Genomic DNA, 21,071 nt, shown 5'->3' with positions numbered 1-21,071 from the left:
CAGAAACTGTGCAGAAACGTTCCTTCTATTGTGATCGGTCAACTGGACGAGGCATGTTCGCCGGCCGGTGATGCCGACACCAGCCGATTGCGCGCCCGCCCCATGAGCTCTTCGCGCTCGTCCTCGGTCAGGCCGCCCCAGACGCCGTACGGCTCGCGCACCGCCAGCGCGTGCGCCGCGCACTGCGCGCGGACCGGGCACCTCATGCAGACCTCCTTGGCCGAGTTCTCACGAGCACTCCGCGCCGCACCCCGCTCGCCCTCCGGATGAAAGAAGAGCGAGCTGTCCACCCCGCGACAGGCAGCGAGCAACTGCCAGTCCCACAGGTCCGCGTTCGGTCCGGGAAGGCGGGAGAAATCTGCCATTACGTGACCCCTTGTAGCCGTTCTGGGCGGATACGGTGTCCACGACCGTACATCTACGATCTAAGGAGATGAAAATATGACTCATTGCGAATCTAGCCTCAGAATCCACTTGATGGGAAGAAATGGGGCTAAATGGGGCATGGTTGTGATGAAACGTTGAGGGTCTTCTGCGCCTCTCTGCACCGTGTCCGCCCCCTCACGTAGAGTGCCGAAGACGGCGCGCGGCCCCGTAACTCTTTCGAGTGACCGTCGTTGAGAGTGCGGAGGCGGTTGAACCAACAAGCGCTCGGGCAGGCGTCCGAGGCGGTCGACCGCACAGGTGACGATTTCGTACCAGCCTGGAGGCTCAAGGTGACGTGCATCAGCTGCGGAGGACGGCCATGACATCCGTCCTCGTCTGCGACGACTCCCCGCTTGCCCGAGAGGCGCTCCGCCGCGCGGTCGCGACCGTGCCCGGTGTCGAGCGCGTGACGACCGCGGCCAACGGCGAGGAAGTCCTCCGCCGCTGGGGCGCCGATCGCTCGGACCTGATTCTGATGGACGTACGCATGCCCGGTCTGGGCGGCGTCGAGACCGTCCGGCGGCTGCTGTCCGCCGACCCCGGTGCGCGCATCATCATGCTCACCGTCGCCGAGGACCTGGACGGGGTCGCTCTCGCGGTCGCCGCCGGTGCGCGGGGGTATCTGCACAAGGACGCGTCGCGTGCGGAGCTGCGGGCGACGGTGACGCAGGCGCTGGCGGATCCGACGTGGCGGCTAGCTCCGCGGCGGCTGCGGTCCGCTGAGATGGGGGCGGCGCCGACGCTCACGGCGCGTGAGATCCAGGTGCTCGAGGGTATGAGCCACGGTCGGTCCAATGCCGAGATCGGGCGCGAGCTCTTTCTCTCCGAGGACACGGTCAAGACGCATGCGCGGCGCTTGTTCAAGAAGCTCGGGGCTTCGGACCGGGCGCATGCGGTGGCGCTCGGCTTCCGGTGGGGCCTGGTTCGTTAAGAACTCGGTCGTACAGGTTGTTGCTTTGGTGCGGGCCGTTCGTGGCTGGTCGCGCAGTTCCCCGCGCCCCTTCGGGGGCGCGGCTGCGAGGTCTGTCAATCGGTCCCGTCGGTGCCCGCTGCTCGTTTCGGCGCGGATGCCGCATCCTTGAGGTGTGGAGTCTCTCGGGGACGAGTCGGTCGAGCGGAAGGGGAGGGCGCAGGGGATGAGTTCCGGCGCACCTGCTCATAACGCTTCGGTGCACAACAACGGACGCGGTGCCACGGACCCGACGGCCGCAAGGCACCATGGACCGATGCGCGATGACGAGGCATCCCGTGCCCAAGGGGCGATCGGAGCGCTCGTTCATCGTGCCGTCGACGGGGACGAGCAGGCGACGCATGACCTGCTCGCCCATGTTCACCCCCTGGCCCTGCGCTACTGCCGCACCCGTCTGTCCCGGCTTCCGGGCGACGCGCGGCACTTCGTGGAGGACCTGGCCCAGGAGGTCTGCGTCGCCGTCCTCCTCGCCCTCCCGCGCTACAAGGACACCGGCCGCCCCTTCGAGGCCTTCGTCTTCGCCATCGCCGCGCACAAGGTCGCGGACCTGCAGCGGGCGGCGATGCGGCACCCGGGTTCGACGGCGGTCCCGTCGAACGAGATGCCGGAGCGGCCCGACGACTCACTGGGCCCCGAAGAGCGCGCGCTGCTCAGCAGCGACGCCGAATGGGCCAAGAAACTGCTGGCCAACCTCCCGGAGAACCAGCGCGAGCTGCTGCTGCTGCGCATCGCCGTAGGCTTGACGGCGGAGGAGACGGGTCAGATGTTGGGAATGTCACCCGGTGCGGTCCGCGTGGCGCAGCACCGGGCGCTGAGCCGACTCAGGGCACTGGCAGAGCAGTGACCGCTGTGCCGTAAGCGCCTTCCTTGAACAGGCCGCTCGCGACGTCCGTACGAACATACGAAGCCGGTGGTCACCCAGAACCGTGGAATTTGAGACCCATGCTTCCCGTTAGCATGGACATCCGCACCGATCAAGGCCATTTGGGGAAGGTGTCATGACTGCGAACGTCGACGGAGTGCCCGGTAAATTCGCGACACTCGGGCTGACCTACGACGACGTGCTGCTGCTGCCGGGCGCATCCGAGGTGCTGCCGGGCGCGGTCGACACCTCGTCCCGCATCTCCCGCAACGTCCGGGTCAACATCCCGCTGCTCTCGGCGGCGATGGACAAGGTGACCGAGTCCCGCATGGCGATCGCGATGGCCCGCCTCGGCGGCGTCGGAGTGCTGCACCGCAACCTCTCCGTCGAGGACCAGGTCAACCAGGTGGACCTGGTCAAGCGGTCCGAGTCCGGCATGGTCACCGACCCGATCACGGTGAACCCGGAGGCGACGCTCGCCGAGGCGGACGCCCTGTGCGCCAAGTTCCGCATCAGCGGTGTCCCCGTCACCGACCCGGCCGGCAAGCTGCTCGGCATCGTCACCAACCGCGACATGGCCTTCGAGTCCGACCGCAGCCGGCAGGTGCGCGAGGTCATGACGCCGATGCCGCTGGTCACCGGCAAGGTCGGCATCTCCGGCGTGGACGCCATGGAGCTGCTGCGCCGCCACAAGATCGAGAAGCTTCCGCTGGTCGACGACGCGGGCGTGCTCAAGGGCCTCATCACGGTCAAGGACTTCGTAAAGGCCGAGAAGTACCCGAACGCCGCCAAGGACGGCGAGGGCCGGCTGCTCGTCGGTGCCGCCGTGGGCGCCAGCCCCGAGGCCCTGGAGCGCGCCCAGGCGCTCGCCGCGGCCGGGGTGGACTTCCTGGTCGTCGACACCTCGCACGGCCACAACAGCAACGCCCTCAGCTGGATGTCGAAGATCAAGTCGAACGTGTCCGTCGACGTGATCGGCGGCAACGTCGCCACCCGTGACGGCGCCCAGGCGCTGATCGACGCCGGTGTCGACGGCATCAAGGTGGGCGTGGGCCCCGGCTCCATCTGTACGACCCGCGTGGTCGCCGGCATCGGCGTCCCGCAGGTCACCGCCATCTACGAGGCCTCCCTCGCCGCCCGCCCGGCGGGTATCCCGCTGATCGGCGACGGCGGCCTGCAGTACTCCGGCGACATCGGCAAGGCGCTCGCCGCCGGTGCCGACACGGTGATGCTGGGCAGCCTGCTCGCGGGGTGCGAGGAGTCGCCCGGTGAGCTGCAGTTCATCAACGGCAAGCAGTTCAAGTCGTACCGCGGTATGGGCTCGCTCGGTGCCATGCAGTCCCGGGGCCAGGGCAAGTCGTACTCGAAGGACCGTTACTTCCAGGCCGAGGTCTCGGCCGACGACAAGCTGGTGCCCGAGGGCATCGAGGGCCAGGTGCCCTTCCGCGGCCCGCTGTCCAGCGTCCTGCACCAGCTCGTCGGCGGGCTGCGCCAGACCATGGGCTATGTGGGCGCCGCCACCATCGAGGAGATGGAGGCCAAGGGCCGCTTCGTGCGGATCACCTCCGCGGGCCTCAAGGAGAGCCACCCGCACGACATCCAGATGACGGTCGAGGCGCCGAACTACAGCCGCAGCAAGTGACGCGCACGCGCGCGTGAAGCGTGTCCAAGGGCGGCCCCGCAGCATCCGGGGCCGCCCTTGTCGTAGCCGTCGGCGATACTGGAAGACGCTGAAAGCATCAGGGAAAGGCCACACACGTGACTGAGATCGAGATCGGGCGCGGCAAGCGCGGCCGCAGGGCGTACGCCTTCGACGACATCGCCGTCGTCCCCAGCCGTCGTACGCGCGACCCGAAGGAGGTCTCGATCACCTGGCAGATCGACGCCTACCGTTTCGAGCTGCCCTTCCTGGCCGCCCCCATGGACTCGGTCGTCTCCCCGGCCAGCGCGATCCGCATCGGCGAGCTCGGCGGCCTCGGCGTGCTGAACCTCGAAGGCCTGTGGACGCGGTACGACGACCCGCAGCCGCTGCTCGACGAGATCGTCGGCCTCCCCGTCGAGGCGGCCACCCGCCGCCTCCAGGAGATCTACGCCGCTCCGATCAAGGAGGAGCTGATCGGCCGGCGCATCAAGGAGGTGCGCGACTCGGGCGTGGTCACCGCTGCCGCGCTCTCCCCGCAGCGCACGGCCCAGTTCTCCAAGGCCGTCGTGGACGCGGGCGTGGACATCTTCGTCATCCGCGGCACGACCGTCTCGGCGGAGCACGTCTCCGGTTCGCACGAGCCGCTCAACCTGAAGCAGTTCATCTACGAACTCGACGTCCCGGTGATCGTCGGCGGCTGCGCGACGTACACCGCGGCCCTGCACCTGATGCGTACCGGCGCGGCGGGCGTCCTCGTCGGCTTCGGCGGCGGCGCGGCGCACACCACGCGCAATGTGCTGGGCATCCAGGTGCCCATGGCGACTGCTGTCGCGGATGTGGCGGCGGCGCGGCGTGACTACATGGACGAGTCCGGTGGGCGGTACGTCCACGTGATCGCGGACGGCGGCGTCGGCTGGTCCGGCGACCTCCCCAAGGCGGTCGCCTGCGGTGCGGACGCGGTGATGATGGGCTCCCCGCTCGCGCGTGCCTCGGACGCGCCGGGTCAGGGGCACCACTGGGGCATGGAGGCGGTCAACGAGGAACTGCCGCGCGGTAAGAAGGTCGACCTCGGGACTGTCGGCACGATCGAGGAGGTGCTGACGGGTCCGTCGCACACTCCCGACGGCTCCATGAACTTCTTCGGTGCGCTGCGGCGGGCGATGGCCACGACCGGGTACAGCGAGCTGAAGGAGTTCCAGCGGGTCGAGGTGACGGTGGCTGACTCGCAGCACAAGCGGTAGGCCGTAGGTCTGCGTCTGGGGCTACGTCTGCGTCAGGGAAGGGCCGGTCACTCCGGGAGGGGTGACCGGCCCTTTTGCGTGCCCAACTGTGCCTGGGTGGGGGCGCGTTGTGTGGGAGGGGGCGCGTGGTTGCGTTTGGGGCGAATGTGGGCCGAATGGGCGTGGGGAGTCGGTAGTGTCCTTGATCGGCGCCCCAGTCCTCTGGGGTGCCCCCTTCCAAGGACACGGTCCGGACCCCGCCCTCGGGGCCCGGCCCGAATTCCAATGGACCGTCCACCGGGCTTACTGGGCGGCGTCATGGAAGGGGGCGCCCAATGGGACGTCACCGCAAGCCCACCCGTTGGGACCGCACTTGGCTTCGGCTGGTGAAGTTCCGGAGGAGGTGGATCTTGTGGTACTACGGACGGTGAGCGGCCGCCCCCATAAGAGGTAGGGGCGGACACCCGTAATCCGTTCGGAGCCCATCGCAGTAGGCCCTGCGGTGGGCTCCACCTTGTTGGTGTGATGGTGAGCGGCCGTCCCTACGAGAACTAGGGGCGGACACTCCGTGATCCATCCACGAGCCTCACGCAGTGCCCTCTGCGGTGGGCTTCACCTGCCTCTACGGTACTGGCGCCAGACGCCCCGCGCCACCAACCCGGAGGCTCACGCACCCCACGCGCCCCCCTTCACAACCGATGCGCCGCCCCCGTAGGCGTAGCCCCCCGCGTATCCAGCAGCAGCTGTGCCTTCACCGACAGCCCCTGAAGGTCATACGTCCGATGCTGCTGGAGCAGGATCGTCAGGTCGGCCTCCGCGGCGGCCTCGTACAGGGAGTCCGCGCGGGGGACCGGGCGGTCGAGGATGTTCCAGGACGGGATGTACGGGTCGTGGTAGCTGATGGAGGCGCCGAGTTCCATCAGGCGGATGGCGATCTCCTGGGCGGGGGTGGACTGTTGGTCGGCGAGGTCGGGCTTGTAGGTGACGCCGAGGAGGAGGACGCGGGCGCCGCGGGCGGACATGCCGTGCTCGTTGAGGAGCTTGGCGGCGCGCTGGATGACGTAGCGGGGCATCTGGTTGTTGACCTGCTGGGCGAGTTCGACCATGCGCAGGGTGCGGCCGGCGCGGCCGGTGAGGTCCTGGGGGACGGAGTGGCCGCCGACGCCGGGGCCGGGGCGGAAGGTCTGGAAGCCGAAGGGCTTGGTCTCGGCGCAGCGGATGACGTCCCAGAGGTCGACGCCCAAGTCATAGCAGAGGACGGCCATTTCGTTGACGAGGGCGATGTTGACGTGCCGGAAGTTGGTCTCCAGGAGCTGCACGGTTTCGGCTTCGCGGGGTCCACGCGCGCGTACCACCTTGTCGGTGAGGCGGCCGTAGAAGGCGGCGGCCGACTCGGTGCAGGCGGGGGTGAGGCCGCCGATCACCTTGGGGATGTTGGCCGGGGTGAAGTCGCGGTTGCCGGGGTCGACGCGGCTGGGGGAGTAGGCGAGGTGGAAGTCGCGGCCCGCGCGCAGTCCTGAGCCCTCTTCGAGGAGCGGGCGGAGGAACTCCTCGGTGGTGCCCGGGTGTACGGGGGATTCGAGGATCACCGTGGTGTGCGGGCGCAGCCGCTCGGCCAGGGTGCGCGCGGCGGCCTCCACCTGGCCGAGGTCGAGGCCGCCGTCCGCGCCCCGGGGGGTCGGGGCGCAGATGACGGCGGTGCGCACCCGGCCCAGCTCCGCCGGGTTGGTGGTCGGCCGGAAGCCCCCCGAGAGCATCCGGCGCAGTTCGGCGGGGCTGAGGGAGCCGGGCTCGGGCCCCGTCTTGTACCCGATCGTGGCGACGCCGGCGGCGACGGCGGCCTGGGCCAGCGGCAGGCCGTACGGGCCGAGACCGATGACGGCGAGATCTGCGGGCATGGCGTGGGCCGTCCTTCCCAGTAGCCGAAGCGGGACAGGTGCGCAAGTCGTGTGGACAGCGTGAGCGAGCGCAATGTGAGACTAGGAGTAAATATGACCGATATACGGCATTGATTTTCCTGTGTCTTTTTGTGTCTTCTGGCAGGTCGGTGAAAGTTGTCCACAGGTCGGCGGGCGGGCGGTGGCTGAAGTCGGGCATGACGGTCAGAATTTGGGCATGGGGGAGACGGACGGGGTTCACCCGACGGGTGGGACCGGCGACCGACAGCAGGAGGCAGTGGTGAGGACAGCGACACTGGGGCCGGCGCAGCGTGCCGAGTCCCTGGCAGCAATGGCCGAGCACGAGCTGGACCTGCTGGTGGTGGGCGGCGGCGTCGTCGGCGCCGGCACGGCCCTGGACGCGGTGACACGCGGCCTGTCCACGGGGCTGGTCGAGGCACGTGACTGGGCGTCGGGCACATCGAGCAGGTCCAGCAAGCTGATCCATGGCGGCCTGCGCTATCTGGAGATGCTCGACTTCGCGCTCGTCCGGGAGGCGCTGAAGGAGCGCGGGCTGTTGCTGGGGCGGCTGGCCCCGCATCTGGTGAAGCCGGTGCCGTTCCTGTATCCGCTGCAGTACCAGGGCTGGGAGCGCCTGTACGCCGGCTTGGGCGTCGCCCTGTACGACGCCATGTCGATGGCCCGCCACGGCCGGGGCCTGGCCACGCACCGCCACCTGAGCCGCCGTCACGCCCTGCGCGTCGCGCCCGCCCTGAAGGCGGAGGCGCTGGTCGGCGCGTTGCAGTACTACGACGCGCAGATGGACGACGCCCGCTTCGTGGCGACCCTGGTGCGCACCGCCGCGGTGTACGGGGCGAAGACCGCCAACCGCGCGCGCGTGACCGGCTTCCTGCGCGAGGGAGAACGGGTCGTCGGGGCCCGGGTGCAGGACGTGGAGGCGGGCGGGGAGTACGAGATCCGCGCCAAGCAGATCGTCAACGCCACGGGCGTGTGGACCGACGACACGCAGGCGCTGGTGGGGGAGCGGGGGCAGTTCCACGTCCGCGCGTCCAAGGGCATCCACCTGGTCGTGCCCAAGGACCGCATCCACTCGTCGACCGGCCTGATCCTGCGCACCGAGAAGTCCGTGCTGTTCGTCATCCCGTGGGGCCGCCACTGGATCATCGGCACCACCGACACCGACTGGGACCTCGACAAGGCCCACCCGGCCGCCTCCAGCGCCGACATCGACTATCTGCTGGAGCATGTGAACTCCGTGCTCGCGGTGCCGCTCACGCGCGACGACGTCGAGGGCGTGTACGCGGGGCTGCGCCCGCTGCTGGCCGGCGAGTCGGACGCCACGAGCAAGCTGTCCCGCGAGCACACCGTCGCGCACCCGGTGCCGGGGCTGGTGGTCGTCGCGGGCGGCAAGTACACGACGTACCGCGTGATGGCCAAGGACGCGGTGGACGAGGCGGTGCACGGCCTCGACATGCGGGTCGCCGAGTGCGTCACCGAGGACGTCCCGCTGATCGGCGCCGAGGGCTACCGGGCGCTGTGGAACGCGCGCGCACGGATCGCCGCCCGCTCGGGGCTCCATGTGGTGCGCGTGGAGCACCTGTTGAACCGGTACGGGGCGATGGCGGAGGAAGTCCTCGACCTCATCGGCGCCGACGCGTCGCTGGGTGAGCCCCTGCAGGCCGCCGACGACTATCTGCGCGCCGAGGTCGTGTACGCCGCCTCGCACGAGGGAGCACGGCACCTGGACGACGTACTGACCCGGCGTACCCGTATCTCCATCGAGACCTTCGACCGGGGCACGCGCAGTGCCCGCGAGGCCGCCGAGCTGATGGCGCCCGTCCTCGGCTGGGACAAGGACCACATCGAGCGCGAGATCGAGCACTACGAGAAGCGGGTGCAGGCGGAGCGGGAGTCGCAGCGCCAGCCGGACGACCTGACGGCGGATGCGGCCAGGCTGGGGGCGCCGGACATCGTGCCGTTGTAGAGCCTTCGGCTCCCGCAGTCCCTTCCGCTCGGCGCCTGGGGCACCCTGGGCGTCGGGCACTTGCCGAGTAAGAGACAATGGAGGCTCTGTCAGGGCGGGTTGCATGAGGGGACGCATGTCGGAGGCGGAGCGGGCGGGGACATCCCGTCAGGACAAGAGCGCACGTCTCCTCGCCGGGCGGTACCGGCTGGGAGATGTGCTCGGCCGCGGCGGCATGGGCACGGTCTGGCGTGCCGAGGACGAAACCCTGGGCCGGACGGTCGCCGTCAAGGAACTCAGGTTTCCGTCCAGCATCGACGAGGACGAGAAACGACGGCTCATCACGCGCACCCTGCGTGAGGCCAAGGCGATCGCGCGGATCCGCAACAACAGCGCGGTGACGGTCTTCGACGTGGTCGACGAGGACGACCGGCCGTGGATCGTGATGGAACTCGTCGAGGGCAAGTCGCTCGCCGAGGTCATCCGGGAGGACGGCCTGTTGGAGCCCCGGCGCGCGGCCGAGGTGGGCCTCGCGGTCCTCGATGTGCTGCGTTCGGCTCATCGCGAGGGCATCCTGCACCGCGATGTGAAGCCGTCGAACGTGTTGCTCGAGTCCGGCTCCGACCGGGTCGTGCTCACCGACTTCGGTATCGCGCAGGTCGAGGGCGACCCGTCCATCACATCGACCGGCATGCTCGTCGGCGCCCCCTCCTACATCTCTCCGGAGCGGGCCCGCGGGCACAAGCCGGGACCGGCGGCCGACCTGTGGTCGCTCGGCGGGCTGCTGTACGCGTCGGTGGAGGGCGCCCCGCCGTACGACAAGGGGTCCGCGATCGCGACCCTCACCGCGGTGATGACCGAGCCGCTGGAGGAGCCGAAGAACGCGGGACCGCTCAAGGACGTCATCTACGGCCTGCTCACCAAGGACCCGGCCCAGCGGCTGGACGACGCCGGTGCGCGCGCCATGCTCAACGCGGTGATCCACGCGCCCGAGCCGAAGGAGGCCGAGCCGGAGCCGCCGGCGGACGCGACGAAGGTCGTGCCGCTGCCGGCACAGCCGGACGAGCCGAAGGACAAGGCGGCCAAGGCGGGTTCCGCGGGCGCGGAGGCGGGTGAGCGGCTGCGCGGCGCGCTGCGTTCCATGCGGAAGGCCGCCGCGTCGGCCGGGGCGGCCACGGCGTCGGCCGCGGCCACCGCTCGCCCCAAGTCCGGGAGCGAGACGACGGTTTCGGAATCCGAGGGTGCGGCTGAGACCGCGTCCGGGGAGTCGGGTACGGCGTCGGCGTCGGCCGGCGAGCGCCTCGCATCGGGTGAGGCCTCCGGATCATCGCAAGCCGCGAACACGGCTTCGAGCGGGCGGAGTTCGGGATGGCCCGTCATGCCGCCGCCGGACCTGCCGCCGCGGCCCGTGCCCCGGGCGCCGCTCACCGATGTGGTGCCGAAGCGCACGCTGGTGATCATCGCGGTGGTCGTCGTGCTCGCGGTGCTCGGCACGGTGCTGGCGTTCATGTTCGGGGACGACGACGGTTCGAACGACTCGGCGAGCGGCGGCGGCAAGGCCTCCGCCTCGGCGAGTGCGAGCGCCTCGACCAAGGAGGACGCGGGCGGGGGCACGCGTACGGACAGTAAGGCGACGGAGTCCGCCGGAGCGGGGTCGACGGCGGGTTCGACGTCCGGTTCCGGGTCCGGAAGTACGCCGAGCGCGAGTGCGTCCGGTGGCGGTGGCGGTGGTGCCGAGGCCGGCGGGGCGGCCGGGGTGGCGTCGACGCACCAGGGCGGCACCTATGCGATCGGGCTGCCCAAGGGGTGGAAGTTCCAGACCGCGGGGGCTTCGGGCGACCGGTTCACCGGGCCCGACGGGCAGAAGCTGCTGATCGCCTGGACGTCCACGCCCAAGGGTGACCCGGTGGCGGACTGGAAGAGCCAGGAGCGGTACATGACGCGCTCCCAGTACAAGAAGATCCGGATAGTGGCGGTGGGCTACCGCGGCTGGAACGCGGCCGACTGGGAGTTCACCTATGTGGAGAGCGGGACCAAGTACCGGGTCATCGACCGCGGGTTCGTCGTCGACGACGACCAGGGCTATGCGCTGATGTACACCGCGAAAGCCGCGAACTGGGGCAGCGAGCTGCGCAAGGACACCTGGCAGACGCTGGCGAAGAGTTTCGAACCCAAGTCGTGACGTGACGGGCCCGGCGTAACGGGGCATGAGATCTGGGCATCACCTCGGTGCGGGTTGCCTCCGGCACGTATCGTGAGTGGTTGCGGACCGTACGCATCCATAACGGGCCGCAAGGCGAACGGATTTGACCAACCGGGCGGCCGGGGGAGGCAACGTGGACGACTATGCGGGTCGGGTACTCGCCGACCGCTACCGCCTGCCGCTGCCGCCGTCCGACGAGTACGAACTCACCGAGTCCCGGGCCTTCGACACCTACAGCGGGCAGGAAGTCCTGGTCAGGCAGGTGCCGTTGCCGGAGATCGTCGAGGCCGAGGTGCTCGACGCGGAGGGGCTGCCGGACGGGTTCACGGCACGGTTGCCGGACGGTTTCGCGGCCCGGGACCGTGGGGCGCGGGAGCGTGGTGCGCGACGCCCTCCGGTGCGGAAGGCCACGCGGCGGCCCACCGATCCGGCCGTACGGCGTGCCGTCGAGGCCGCGCAGGCCGCGGCCCGAATTCCCGACCACCCCCGGCTCGACCAGGTCTTCGACGTGTTCGCCGAGGGCGGTTCGCTGTGGATCGTCAGCGAACTGGTGGCCGCACGGCCGCTGGCGGCCCTCCTCGCCGAGAAGCCGCTGACGCCGTACCGGGCGGCCGAGGTCGCCTCCGACGTCCTGATGGCGCTGCGCGTCCTGCACGCCCACGGCTGGGTCCACCGCAACATCACCGCCCGCACGGTCCTCGTCTGCGACGACGGCCGCGTCATGCTGACCGGCCTCGCGGTCGGGGCGGCGGAGGAGGCGCTGTGCGGGTACGACCCGGTACCGGCCGAGGACGGCGACGCGGGCGAGGGCGCGGGGGAGGGTGGCGCTCCCGGGTTCGGTGACGGGCGCGAGGGCGGAGGCTCCGACGGGTCTGTGGGCTCCGCGGGTTTGCGGGGTGCGGATGGCCGTGGTCCGTCCGGCGGGTTCGCTGGTGCTGGTGGTCCGGTGAGTCCGGCCGGCTTCGGAGGGCCCGGCGGCACCGGTGGCGGTTCCGGGGCCGCGGACGTCGATCCCGAGGCCGCGCGGAGGGCCGCGATCGAGGCTCGGGCGGCCGGAGGGCTGCCGGCTGTCGGGGCGGAAGCGGCGAATGGGGCGGGCGCGTCGAGCGCGATCGCCCGCAGGGCTCCCGACACCGGCGGTGACATCCGGGCCGCGCGCGCCGGGGCGATCGCCGCGTACCGAGCGGGCGCCAGGGCCGCAGCCCGCGTCCAGGAGGCGGAGCAGAGCAGCCGGGCCGCCCTCCCCGGGGCCCGCCCCTCCCCCGAGGGCACCCCGCACGCACAGACCGACGGCTCGACGCAGCGGCCGTATGCCGACGGCGCCCAGCAGCCGCCGTACGCCCCCGGAAGCGACGCGTCCAACCTCCGGCCCGCGTCCGAAACCGGCGTCGACCCGTCGTCGTACCCCTACGACCACGGTCTCGGCATCCCGCCGAATTCCCTTGCCCCGGGACAGATCGCCGACCCGTACGGAGTGGGCGGAGCCTCCTGGCACGGGGCGGCCCCTCGCGGTGTGCAGACCGGGGCCAATGGCCAAGTCGGCGGCGACCAGGGGGGTCGTACGGCACTCCCTCCCGGAGGGAACGCCCCCGCCCCCCTTCCCGACGCCTCTCAGACCCCGCCCCCCAGCCGCTGGGACGACCTCGTCGCCGGGGCGCCGGTGCGGCGGGGGCCGACGACCGCGCTGGCCGCCGAGCGGGCGCGGCAGGCGCGGATGGCCGTGGTGGGGCCGGTGACGGAGCGCTGGGCGCCGGAGCAGGCCGGGCCGGTGCACGAGAACTGGCAGTTGGCGGCGCCGATCGGGCCGGCCACCGATCTGTGGGCGCTGGGGGCGTTGCTGTTCCGGGCCGTGCAGGGGCATGGGCCGTATCCGGAGGAGTCGACGGCCGAGCTGGTGCAGCTGGTGTGCGCGGAGCCGCCCGCCTTCGCGGAGGAGTGCGGTCCGCTGCGGCCGGTCGTCGAGTCGTTGCTGCGTCAGGACCCCACGGACCGGCTCGAGTTCGAGGAGCTGCGGGGCTGGCTGCGTTCGCTGGTGCGGTCGGCGCCCGAGCCGGAAGCCGGGGCGCATGTCGTCGCCGCGCCGCCCGTCGACGCGAGCCGGCTGCCGATCGTACGGCGCAAGGGCGAGCTGGTGCGCAGGCGGCGGGCCGGGCTGCCCGCGACGCACGGGCGGCACAAGCGGGCGCGGCAGCAGGCCCGTTCGCCGCGCAGTCTCGGCCGTACGTTGCTGCTGCTGGTGTTGCTGGCGATGGCCGCGGCGATCGCGTACGCGATGCTGTTCATGCCCAAGTCCGACAGCACCGGCACCGAGGACACCGACCGGACCGGGACCGCAGGTGCAGTGAGCCAGGAACCCGAGCAGTCGCCCGAGGCGAGCAGTGAGCCGCGGCCCGACCAGACCTCGCCGGGCGCGGAGAGCCCCTCGGCGTCGGCCGGTTCCGACGAGACGCAGACCACCACTCCCGACCTCCCCGACGGCTTCGCGCTGCGCACGGACCAGGAGGGCTTCGCCGTCGCCGTCGCGGGCGGCTGGGACCGGACAGCGAAGAACGGGCGTGGACAAGTCGTCTACTCGAACGGCGACTTCGACCTCATCGTCGTACCGGGACGGGACACCGCGGACGAGTACGGCACCGATCCGATGGCGTATCAGCGGGAGAAGGAGCCCGAGTTGCAGCCGTACCGTGACTCCAGCTGGGCCACCTCCACCGGCCTGAAGACGATTCAGGTGGGCGGGCGGACCATGGCCGAGGGGCAGTTCACCTGGACCGGCGCCGACGACCGCGAGCTGTTCGTGCGCAACCTCGCGATCCTGATCGACGGGCGCTATCACGTGCTGCAACTGCGCGGCCCGGACGCCGAGCGGGACGAAGTGACGCGGCTGTACGAGCAGGCGGCGGCGACCTATCGGGTCACGGGCTGACAGCGCTTGCGGTGTTCGGTTGCCTGTCGGCCGCCGAAGCGACAACCGTCACAGGACTGTCTCCGTGCCACCCCCGCGGTTCCCTGCGGGCGGGCCGGTCCTTAGTCTGACCCTGTCAAGACCATTGCGGGGCAACGTGAATCAGATGCAGGGCCTGCTTCTCGCGGGCCGCTACCGGCTTGCCGACTCGATCGGCAGCGGCGGCATGGGCCGCGTGTGGCGCGCGCATGACGAGGTGCTGCACCGGGCGGTGGCGATCAAGGAACTGACCGCCGCGCTCTATGTCTCCGAGGCGGACCAGGAGCGACTCCTCGCCCGTACCCGGGCCGAGGCGCGCGCTGCCGCGCGGATCAACCACTCCGCCGTCGTCACCGTGCACGACGTGCTGGAGCACGACGGCCGGCCGTGGATCGTGATGGAGCTGATCGAGGGCCACTCGCTCGCCGACGCGGTGAAGGAGCGGGGCCGGGTCGCGCCGGAGGAGACCGCCCGTATCGGACTGTGGGTGCTGCGCGCCCTGCGTGCCGCCCACTCCGCCGGTGTCCTGCACCGCGATGTGAAGCCCGGCAACGTCCTCCTCTCGCAGGACGGGCGCGTGCTCCTCACCGACTTCGGTATCGCGCAGATCGAGGGCGACAACACGATCACCCGCACCGGAGAGGTCGTCGGCTCGGTCGACTACCTGGCCCCCGAGCGCATCCGCGGCCATGATCCCGGGCCGTCCTCCGACCTGTGGGCGCTGGGCGCCACGCTGTACACGGCGGTGGAGGGCAGATCGCCGTTCCGCCGCACCTCGCCGCTGACCACCATGCAGGCGGTTGTCGAGGAGGAGCCCGCGCCACCGCAGCACGCCGGCCCGCTCGGCGACGTCATCACCGCCCTGCTGCACAAGGATCCGGCCGTACGACCCGACGCGGAGGCCGCCGAGCTGATGCTCGCGGAGGCGGCGGAGGGGCGTCGGCCCAGCGGGGCGCAGGTGTATGTGCCGACGCAACATGGGGTCCCGCAACATGGGGTCCCGCACCATGGGGCCCCGCACCATGAGACCGGCGCCGTGCATATGCCGCAGAGCCAGAGTCCGGACACCGGGGCGCCGTATCCGCCCGCCACCGGCCCGACGACGTTCGCGCCACCGACCGGCATCGGGCCGGTGCCCCCGGCCCGGCCGAAGCGCCGCCGTCTGCGCACGCTCGCCCTGGTCGTCGTGCTCGCCGCGCTGGTCGGCGGTGGTGGCGCCGTGGCGTACCAGAAGTGGGACGAGGGACGGCGGACGGACAGTACGTCGACGCCGCCTTCGCCCAGCCCCACTCCGCCATCAGATGGCTGGGTGGCCGTCGAAGACCCGCTCGGCTTCGGACTCTCCCTCCCCAAGGGCTGGGAGCGGAAGCCCTACGGCGTAGACGGCGACCTCACGCAGATCGACTACACGCCCGACGGCGGCAAGCACTTCGTTCGCATCGCCATCGACCTCTCACCGGACTTCGACGACCCGTACCAGCATCAGCTTGACCTGGAAGAACAGCTCAAGATCAACGGGTTGGTCAACTACAACCGCGTGACCATGGAGGAGAACACCTACCGCGATCACAAGGGTTCGCTGTGGGAGTACACCTGGACCGCGCTGAAGAAGGATCCTCCGTACGTCGCCGGGCCGCGCCGTGCCGTCGAAGAGATGTACATCGCCCGGGACGGCACCGAGTACGTGATCTACATGTCGTCGCCGGCAAAGGACTGGGCGACGGCCGACAAGCAGTTCAAGCGGATTCTGCAGAGCTGGCGGGAGCCCACCCGCACGCCCTGAACTTTCGGCCACCGCCCGTGACTTGGCCGATCGGCGCTCCGGAGGGGACCCATCCGGTGCGGCATGATGGGGCGCATGGGGACCCAGAGGGAGCAGGGGGACGGCCGATGGGGCAACCCCCGTCTGATCGCGGGTCGTTACCGGCTCGATGTGCGGCTGGGCCGTGGCGGCATGGGTGTCGTGTGGCGGGCCACCGACCGGCTCCTGCGCCGGCGGGTGGCGGTGAAGGAACTGCTCCTCGACGAGACCCTCTCCGCTGACGAGGTCCGGCAGCAGCGCGACCGCACGCTGCGCGAGGCCCGCGCGGTCGCCCAGCTCAGCCACCCGCACATCATCGTCGTCCATGATGTGGTCGAGCACGACGAACGCCCGTTCATCGTCATGGAGTTGATCGACGGCTGCTCCCTCGCCGAGCGCATCTCCAGGGACGGCCCGCTCGACGCCCCTGAGGCCGCCCGGATCGGTATCGCCCTGCTCAGCGCCCTGCGCACCGCGCACGCGGCCGGTGTCCTGCACCGCGACCTCAAGCCCGCGAACGTCCTGCTGGAGCCCGCCACCGGCCGCGTCGTCCTCACCGACTTCGGCATCGCCCGGCTGACGGGCGCCCCCACGCTCACCGAGAGCGGCACCTTCGTCGGCTCGCCCGAGTACACCGCGCCCGAGCGCATGACGGGCGCCCGCACCGGCCCCGAGTCCGACCTGTGGTCGCTGGGAGCGCTGCTGTGCGCGAGCCTGAGCGGTGAATCGCCGTTCCGGCGCGACTCGTTGGGCGGCATCGTGCACGCGGTGATCGCCGACGACATCCGTCCGCCCGTCCAGGCCGAGCCGATCCTGCCCGTCGTACGAGGGCTGCTGGAGCGCGATCCGGACCAGCGGCTGGACGCCGAGCGGGCCGAGCGGATGCTGCGGGACTTTCTCGACATGGGGCGACTGCCGCCGCAGGCGGTGACGTACCGGCGGCGGCGCGTGCTGGTGGGCGCGCTGCTGGTCGCCGCGACGGCGGGGGCGGGGGCGTCGGCGGCGGCACTGCTCATGAGCGGCGGGGACGGTACGCCTCGTGCGGAAGTGTCCGCACCCGCCGGCTACCGGGTCGTCGAGGAGCCGGCGGGGTTCTCGCTGGCCGTGCCGGCGGGGTTCACCCGTCGCGCTCAGGGGCTGTACGTGTCGAGTGGAGAAACCTTCCGCCTGAGCGTCCGGATCAGCGAGGCCGAGCCCGGCGGCGCCCTGGACGCGATGCGGCGAGCGCACGAGAAGGGGCCGGAGACCCACGCGGGGTACCGCGACGGCCGGGTCATCGCCACCACCCACCACGGACACCCCGCCGCCCGCCGGGAGTTCACCTGGAATCCGGCAGGTCCGGCGAAGTACACGTACGAGCTGTGGTGGCAGGAGGACGGCCGGTTGTACGAGGTTCAGGTGTCGGCGCCGGTGGAGGAGGCGCGGCAGGGGCGCGCGTATTTCGACGTAGCGCTCGACACGTTCATGTGGGCGTGAACGGGAGATAGAGCCGCAAACGGTGGATAAGGGGCGAACTGCGTCACGGCTCTGTGACCGGAATGCGTTCCCTGTGGAACCGGGAGCGGTTGCCGCGATATGGATAAACACATGAGCAGCAACGGGGGAGCCCCTTACGGGTCCGACGAGCCGACGAGTTTCGATCTGCAACCGCCGAGACCGCCCGCAGCGGTGCCGCACCCCAATAACCCGTATGCGGCGCCCGTACAGGTCGCGCCCGCGCAGTCGTCCGCGCCCGCGCAGTCCGCGCAGTCCGCGCCAGCGCAGGACCCGGGCGCCGGGCGGCTGATCGCGGGCCGTTACCGGCTGCTGGCCAAGCTCGGACACGGCGGTATGGGCACGGTATGGCGGGCCAAGGACGAGACGATGGACCGCGAGGTCGCCGTCAAGGAGCCGCGCGTTCCGGATCACCTTCCCGAACGCGAACGTGCCAACGCCTTCGAGCGGATGCGTCGCGAGGCGCGTGCCGCGGCCCGGCTGGACCACCCGGCGGTCGTGATGGTGTACGACGTCGCGGTCGTGGACGGCCGGCCATGGATCGTGATGGAGCTGGTGCAGGGCCGTTCGCTGGGCGACGCGTTGCAGGAGGGCACGCTCGGGGCCCGGGAAGCGGCGAGAATCGGCCTCGAAGTGCTGGGCGCGCTGGAGGCCGCGCACGCGGCGGGCATCCTGCACCGGGACGTCAAGCCGGACAACGTCCTGCTCGGCCGGCACGACCGCGTCGTCCTCACCGACTTCGGCATCGCGCAGATCGAGGGCGAGACCAACCTCACCGACACCGGTGGCTTCGTCGGCTCGCCGGAGTACATCGCGCCGGAGCGGGTGCTGGGCCAACGCCCCGGCCCCGCAAGCGACTTGTGGTCCCTGGGTGTGGTCCTCTATGCGGCCGCGGAGGGCGTCTCACCATTCCGCCGCAGCAACACCCCGGCCACGCTCCAGTCCGTCCTCAACGCCACGCCCGCACCGCCGGCGTCGGCCTCCGGCTCGCTCGCCGAGACCATCAACGGCCTGCTCCAGAAGGATCCCGCCCGCCGCCCGAACGCGGGCCAGGTACGCGCCCTGCTGGAGTCGGCCGTGAATCCGCCGGCGCCCGCGCCGACGCAGGTCGTGCGGATCGCCGGGGACGACGGCAGGGGAGGCGTCCGGCTGGGGCGCAAGGCGTTGCTCGGGATCGGTGCGGCGGTCGTCGCGGGTGCGGTGGCGGCGTATCTGGTGATCGCCGACCCGTTCGCGGGGTCCCAGCCGGACGGCTGGAAAGAGCGGGCGCACCCGAAGCTGGGGGTGACACTCCAGGTGCCGGCGAACTACCAGGTCGGCAAGCCGGACGCCGACGACAACGACAAGAACTGGGTCACCTACACCGACTGGAGCGGCAGCATCTGGATCGGCGTGAACCTGGCCAGGAAGTCCGAGGACACCTCGAACGAGATCAAGAACTCCGCCGCGGCCGAAATGTACGCCGACAACGAGGTGTTCAAGGACCAGGGCAGTTACGACTTCGCCATGCCGGAGAACGCTCGGACCAGCCCGAAGGAGACCACGTACCAGGGCAAGCAGTCGGCCGAGAACACCGTCACGTACACCACGACCGACACCCAGAACCCGCGCCCCCGCGAGCTGAAGCTCTTCTACTACAAGACCTCGGCCGGCGATATGTACAAGGTGACGATCAGCTACCCCGGCAAGGGCGACTTCACCGAGCGAGGACGCGACGTGGCGCGGACGGCGATCGCCAACCTGGACATCGACAAGCTGTAGCCGGCGGCCTGATCGCAAGGCATCGCGTCGACAAAGCGCCTTCCCGCACGGTAGTCATGGGGCATGAGCAACGACGGGGGTGGGGCAGGCCCCAAGGGCCGGCTTGTCGGTGGGCGCTACCGGCTGGTCGAGCGCATCGGCTCCGGCGGAATGGGCACCGTCTGGCGGGCGCACGACGAACTCGTGGACCGCGAAGTCGCCGTCAAGCAGCCGCGGTTACCGGGCGACCCGGAGGACGCCGGCCACCAGCGCGCCGCCAACCGGCTCTATCGCGAGGCCCGCGCCGCCGCCCGCGTCGATCATCCCTCGGCCGTCTCCATCCATGACGTCGTCGTGGATGACGGACTGCCCTGGATCGTCATGGAGTTGATCCGCGGGGAGTCCCTGCACGAGGTGCTGCAACGCGGGCCGCTGGAACCCGCCGAGTCGGCCCGGGTCGGCCTCGCCGTCCTCGGCGCGCTGCGCGCCGCGCACGCCGTCGGGATCGTCCACCGCGACGTCAAGCCGGCCAACGTCCTGCTCGGCCCGCACGGCCGCGTCGTCCTCACCGACTTCGGCATCGCCCATGTCCAGGGCGAGGAATCCCTCACCCTCAGCGGCGAGTTCGTCGGCTCCCTCGAATTCATCGCCCCCGAGCGCATGTCCGGCCGGGGCGCCGGTCCCCCCTCCGACCTGTGGTCCCTGGGCGTCCTGCTCTACGGCGCCGTAGAAGGATGGTCCCCCTTCCGTCGTACGACGCTGGAGTCCACCCTCGCCGCGATCCTCTCCGCGGACCCGCCCGAGCCCAAGCAGGCCGGACCGCTCGGGTCGCTCATCGTGCGACTGCTGGTCAAGGAGCCCGAGCAGCGGCCGGACCCGGACGAGGTCGGCAAGATCCTGGAGGCGGCGGCCGGACGATGGCCGACGGCCGGTCCGACCGGGGCACCCGTGACGGAGGCCCAGGACGCCTCCCAGCTGAGGGAGTTCTCCGACGACGTCGGGACGATACTGCTGGCAGACGCGGCCGCCCCGAAAACAGCCGACGGCGCGACCGGCCCCGAAGCGGAAGCCGAAGCCATACCGGAGCCCGATCAGGAGGAGCCGCAGCCCGCTCCCGACGAGTCGAAGAGCCCCAACCCCGACCCGACCCCCGACACCGTCTCCACCCCCAAATCCCCCCGCCCCGCCCTCCTCCGTCACCCCCTCCCCGCCGCCCTGCTCGGCGCCCTCCTCGCCGGCGGCATCTGGCTCGGTACTTCCCTCGCCGACACCGACACCGACAGCGGAGCGGCGGGCGAGCGCACGCCCTCCGCCCCCGGCGTCGAAGCGGGCAACTCCACGTCCGCGCCCTGGACCGAGCACCGCGAGGAGGACATGAAGGCCGTCGTCTCCGTCCCGGCCGGCTACGACGAATACGCCCGGGAGGGCAACGCGGCCGGCCAGCCCCGGATCGTGGTCTACGCGGACGACAGCGAGACCGTACAGATCCGGCTGACCCAGTGGGACAAGGCGCCCCGCTCCCCGATGGGCCAGGCCAAGGAGGCGCACGCCCACTGGGACAGCTACAACGGGGACGCGCGGACGCAGTACACGCGCACCAGCATCGACGGCTACGAGGCGGTGCTCGCCGACACCACCTACGACATGAAGGAGTACCCGACGCGGGTCATGGAGCTGATGATCCTGACCGACGACGGCCGGATGTACGAGCTGCGTGTGGACATGCCCAAGGGGACGGCGGACGAGAAGAAGGGCACGGCGGCGTTCAAGGGCGCCCGTGACCGTCTTGAGATCGGAACGGGCTGAACCATCGCTGATCGTCTCCACTCAAGACCCTGATCAGCGCGTTTGTTGCCAGTGATCGCTGGCGCCCTGTGAGCACTCGGTGAATCCCTATTACCGCCGGGTACA

13 protein-coding genes are annotated in these 21,071 nt (G+C 70.8%); 11 read left to right on the top strand and 2 right to left on the bottom strand.

What is annotated here, in order from left to right:
• Positions 1-38: 38 nt before the first annotated feature.
• A complete protein-coding gene (locus OG828_RS20370; RefSeq protein WP_210572845.1) occupies positions 39-365 on the bottom strand; it encodes a WhiB family transcriptional regulator in 327 nt (108 codons plus the stop codon).
• A gap of 380 nt (positions 366-745) precedes the next feature.
• Between OG828_RS20370 and OG828_RS20365 the strand changes: the two genes are divergently transcribed.
• The 4 genes from OG828_RS20365 to OG828_RS20350 all read left to right on the top strand — a co-directional run bounded on the left by OG828_RS20365 (position 746) and on the right by OG828_RS20350 (position 5,141).
• Entirely contained in the window at positions 746-1,357 is a 612-nt protein-coding gene (locus OG828_RS20365; protein ID WP_003948568.1) for a response regulator transcription factor, read from the top strand.
• 295 nt (positions 1,358-1,652) lie between these two features.
• Positions 1,653-2,240, top strand: coding sequence for a sigma-70 family RNA polymerase sigma factor (locus OG828_RS20360; RefSeq protein ID WP_210572847.1), 588 nt, complete (start codon positions 1,653-1,655; stop codon positions 2,238-2,240).
• A 154-nt stretch (positions 2,241-2,394) separates the two neighbouring features.
• On the top strand, positions 2,395-3,900 hold the full coding sequence (gene guaB / locus OG828_RS20355) for an IMP dehydrogenase (RefSeq protein ID WP_210572857.1): 1,506 nt from the start codon (positions 2,395-2,397) through the stop codon (positions 3,898-3,900).
• Between the two features lie 116 nt (positions 3,901-4,016).
• The gene (locus OG828_RS20350) at positions 4,017-5,141 is read left to right on the top strand and encodes a GuaB3 family IMP dehydrogenase-related protein (RefSeq protein ID WP_328438971.1); all 1,125 of its coding nucleotides are present in this window, start codon (positions 4,017-4,019) and stop codon (positions 5,139-5,141) included.
• 668 nt (positions 5,142-5,809) lie between these two features.
• Here OG828_RS20350 and OG828_RS20345 read toward each other — a convergent pair.
• The gene (locus OG828_RS20345; protein ID WP_328501942.1) at positions 5,810-7,018 is read right to left on the bottom strand and encodes a nucleotide sugar dehydrogenase; all 1,209 of its coding nucleotides are present in this window, start codon (positions 7,016-7,018) and stop codon (positions 5,810-5,812) included.
• Positions 7,019-7,298: 280 nt separating this feature from the next.
• Between OG828_RS20345 and OG828_RS20340 the strand changes: the two genes are divergently transcribed.
• From OG828_RS20340 to OG828_RS20310, 7 genes are all read left to right on the top strand, one after another.
• Positions 7,299-9,002, top strand: coding sequence for a glycerol-3-phosphate dehydrogenase/oxidase (locus OG828_RS20340; protein WP_328358649.1), 1,704 nt, complete (start codon positions 7,299-7,301; stop codon positions 9,000-9,002).
• A gap of 115 nt (positions 9,003-9,117) precedes the next feature.
• Positions 9,118-11,163, top strand: coding sequence for a serine/threonine-protein kinase (locus OG828_RS20335; RefSeq protein ID WP_328501941.1), 2,046 nt, complete (start codon positions 9,118-9,120; stop codon positions 11,161-11,163).
• 154 nt (positions 11,164-11,317) lie between these two features.
• Entirely contained in the window at positions 11,318-14,107 is a 2,790-nt protein-coding gene (locus tag OG828_RS20330) for a protein kinase (RefSeq protein ID WP_328501940.1), read from the top strand.
• A 145-nt stretch (positions 14,108-14,252) separates the two neighbouring features.
• Positions 14,253-15,908, top strand: coding sequence for a serine/threonine-protein kinase (locus tag OG828_RS20325; protein ID WP_328501939.1), 1,656 nt, complete (start codon positions 14,253-14,255; stop codon positions 15,906-15,908).
• Positions 15,909-15,974: 66 nt separating this feature from the next.
• Complete coding sequence (locus tag OG828_RS20320; protein WP_443062509.1) at positions 15,975-17,402, top strand: serine/threonine-protein kinase; 1,428 nt, start codon at positions 15,975-15,977, stop codon at positions 17,400-17,402.
• Positions 17,403-17,513: 111 nt separating this feature from the next.
• Positions 17,514-19,181, top strand: coding sequence for a serine/threonine-protein kinase (locus OG828_RS20315; RefSeq protein ID WP_328501937.1), 1,668 nt, complete (start codon positions 17,514-17,516; stop codon positions 19,179-19,181).
• A gap of 63 nt (positions 19,182-19,244) precedes the next feature.
• Positions 19,245-20,966, top strand: coding sequence for a serine/threonine-protein kinase (locus OG828_RS20310; protein WP_328501936.1), 1,722 nt, complete (start codon positions 19,245-19,247; stop codon positions 20,964-20,966).
• The last annotated feature ends 105 nt before the right edge of the window (positions 20,967-21,071 follow it).

Source organism: Streptomyces sp. NBC_00457, assembly GCF_036014015.1.
Taxonomy (GTDB): domain Bacteria; phylum Actinomycetota; class Actinomycetes; order Streptomycetales; family Streptomycetaceae; genus Streptomyces.
Note: the sequence above shows the minus strand (reverse complement) of the source record. Positions and strands in the feature narration are given on the sequence as shown.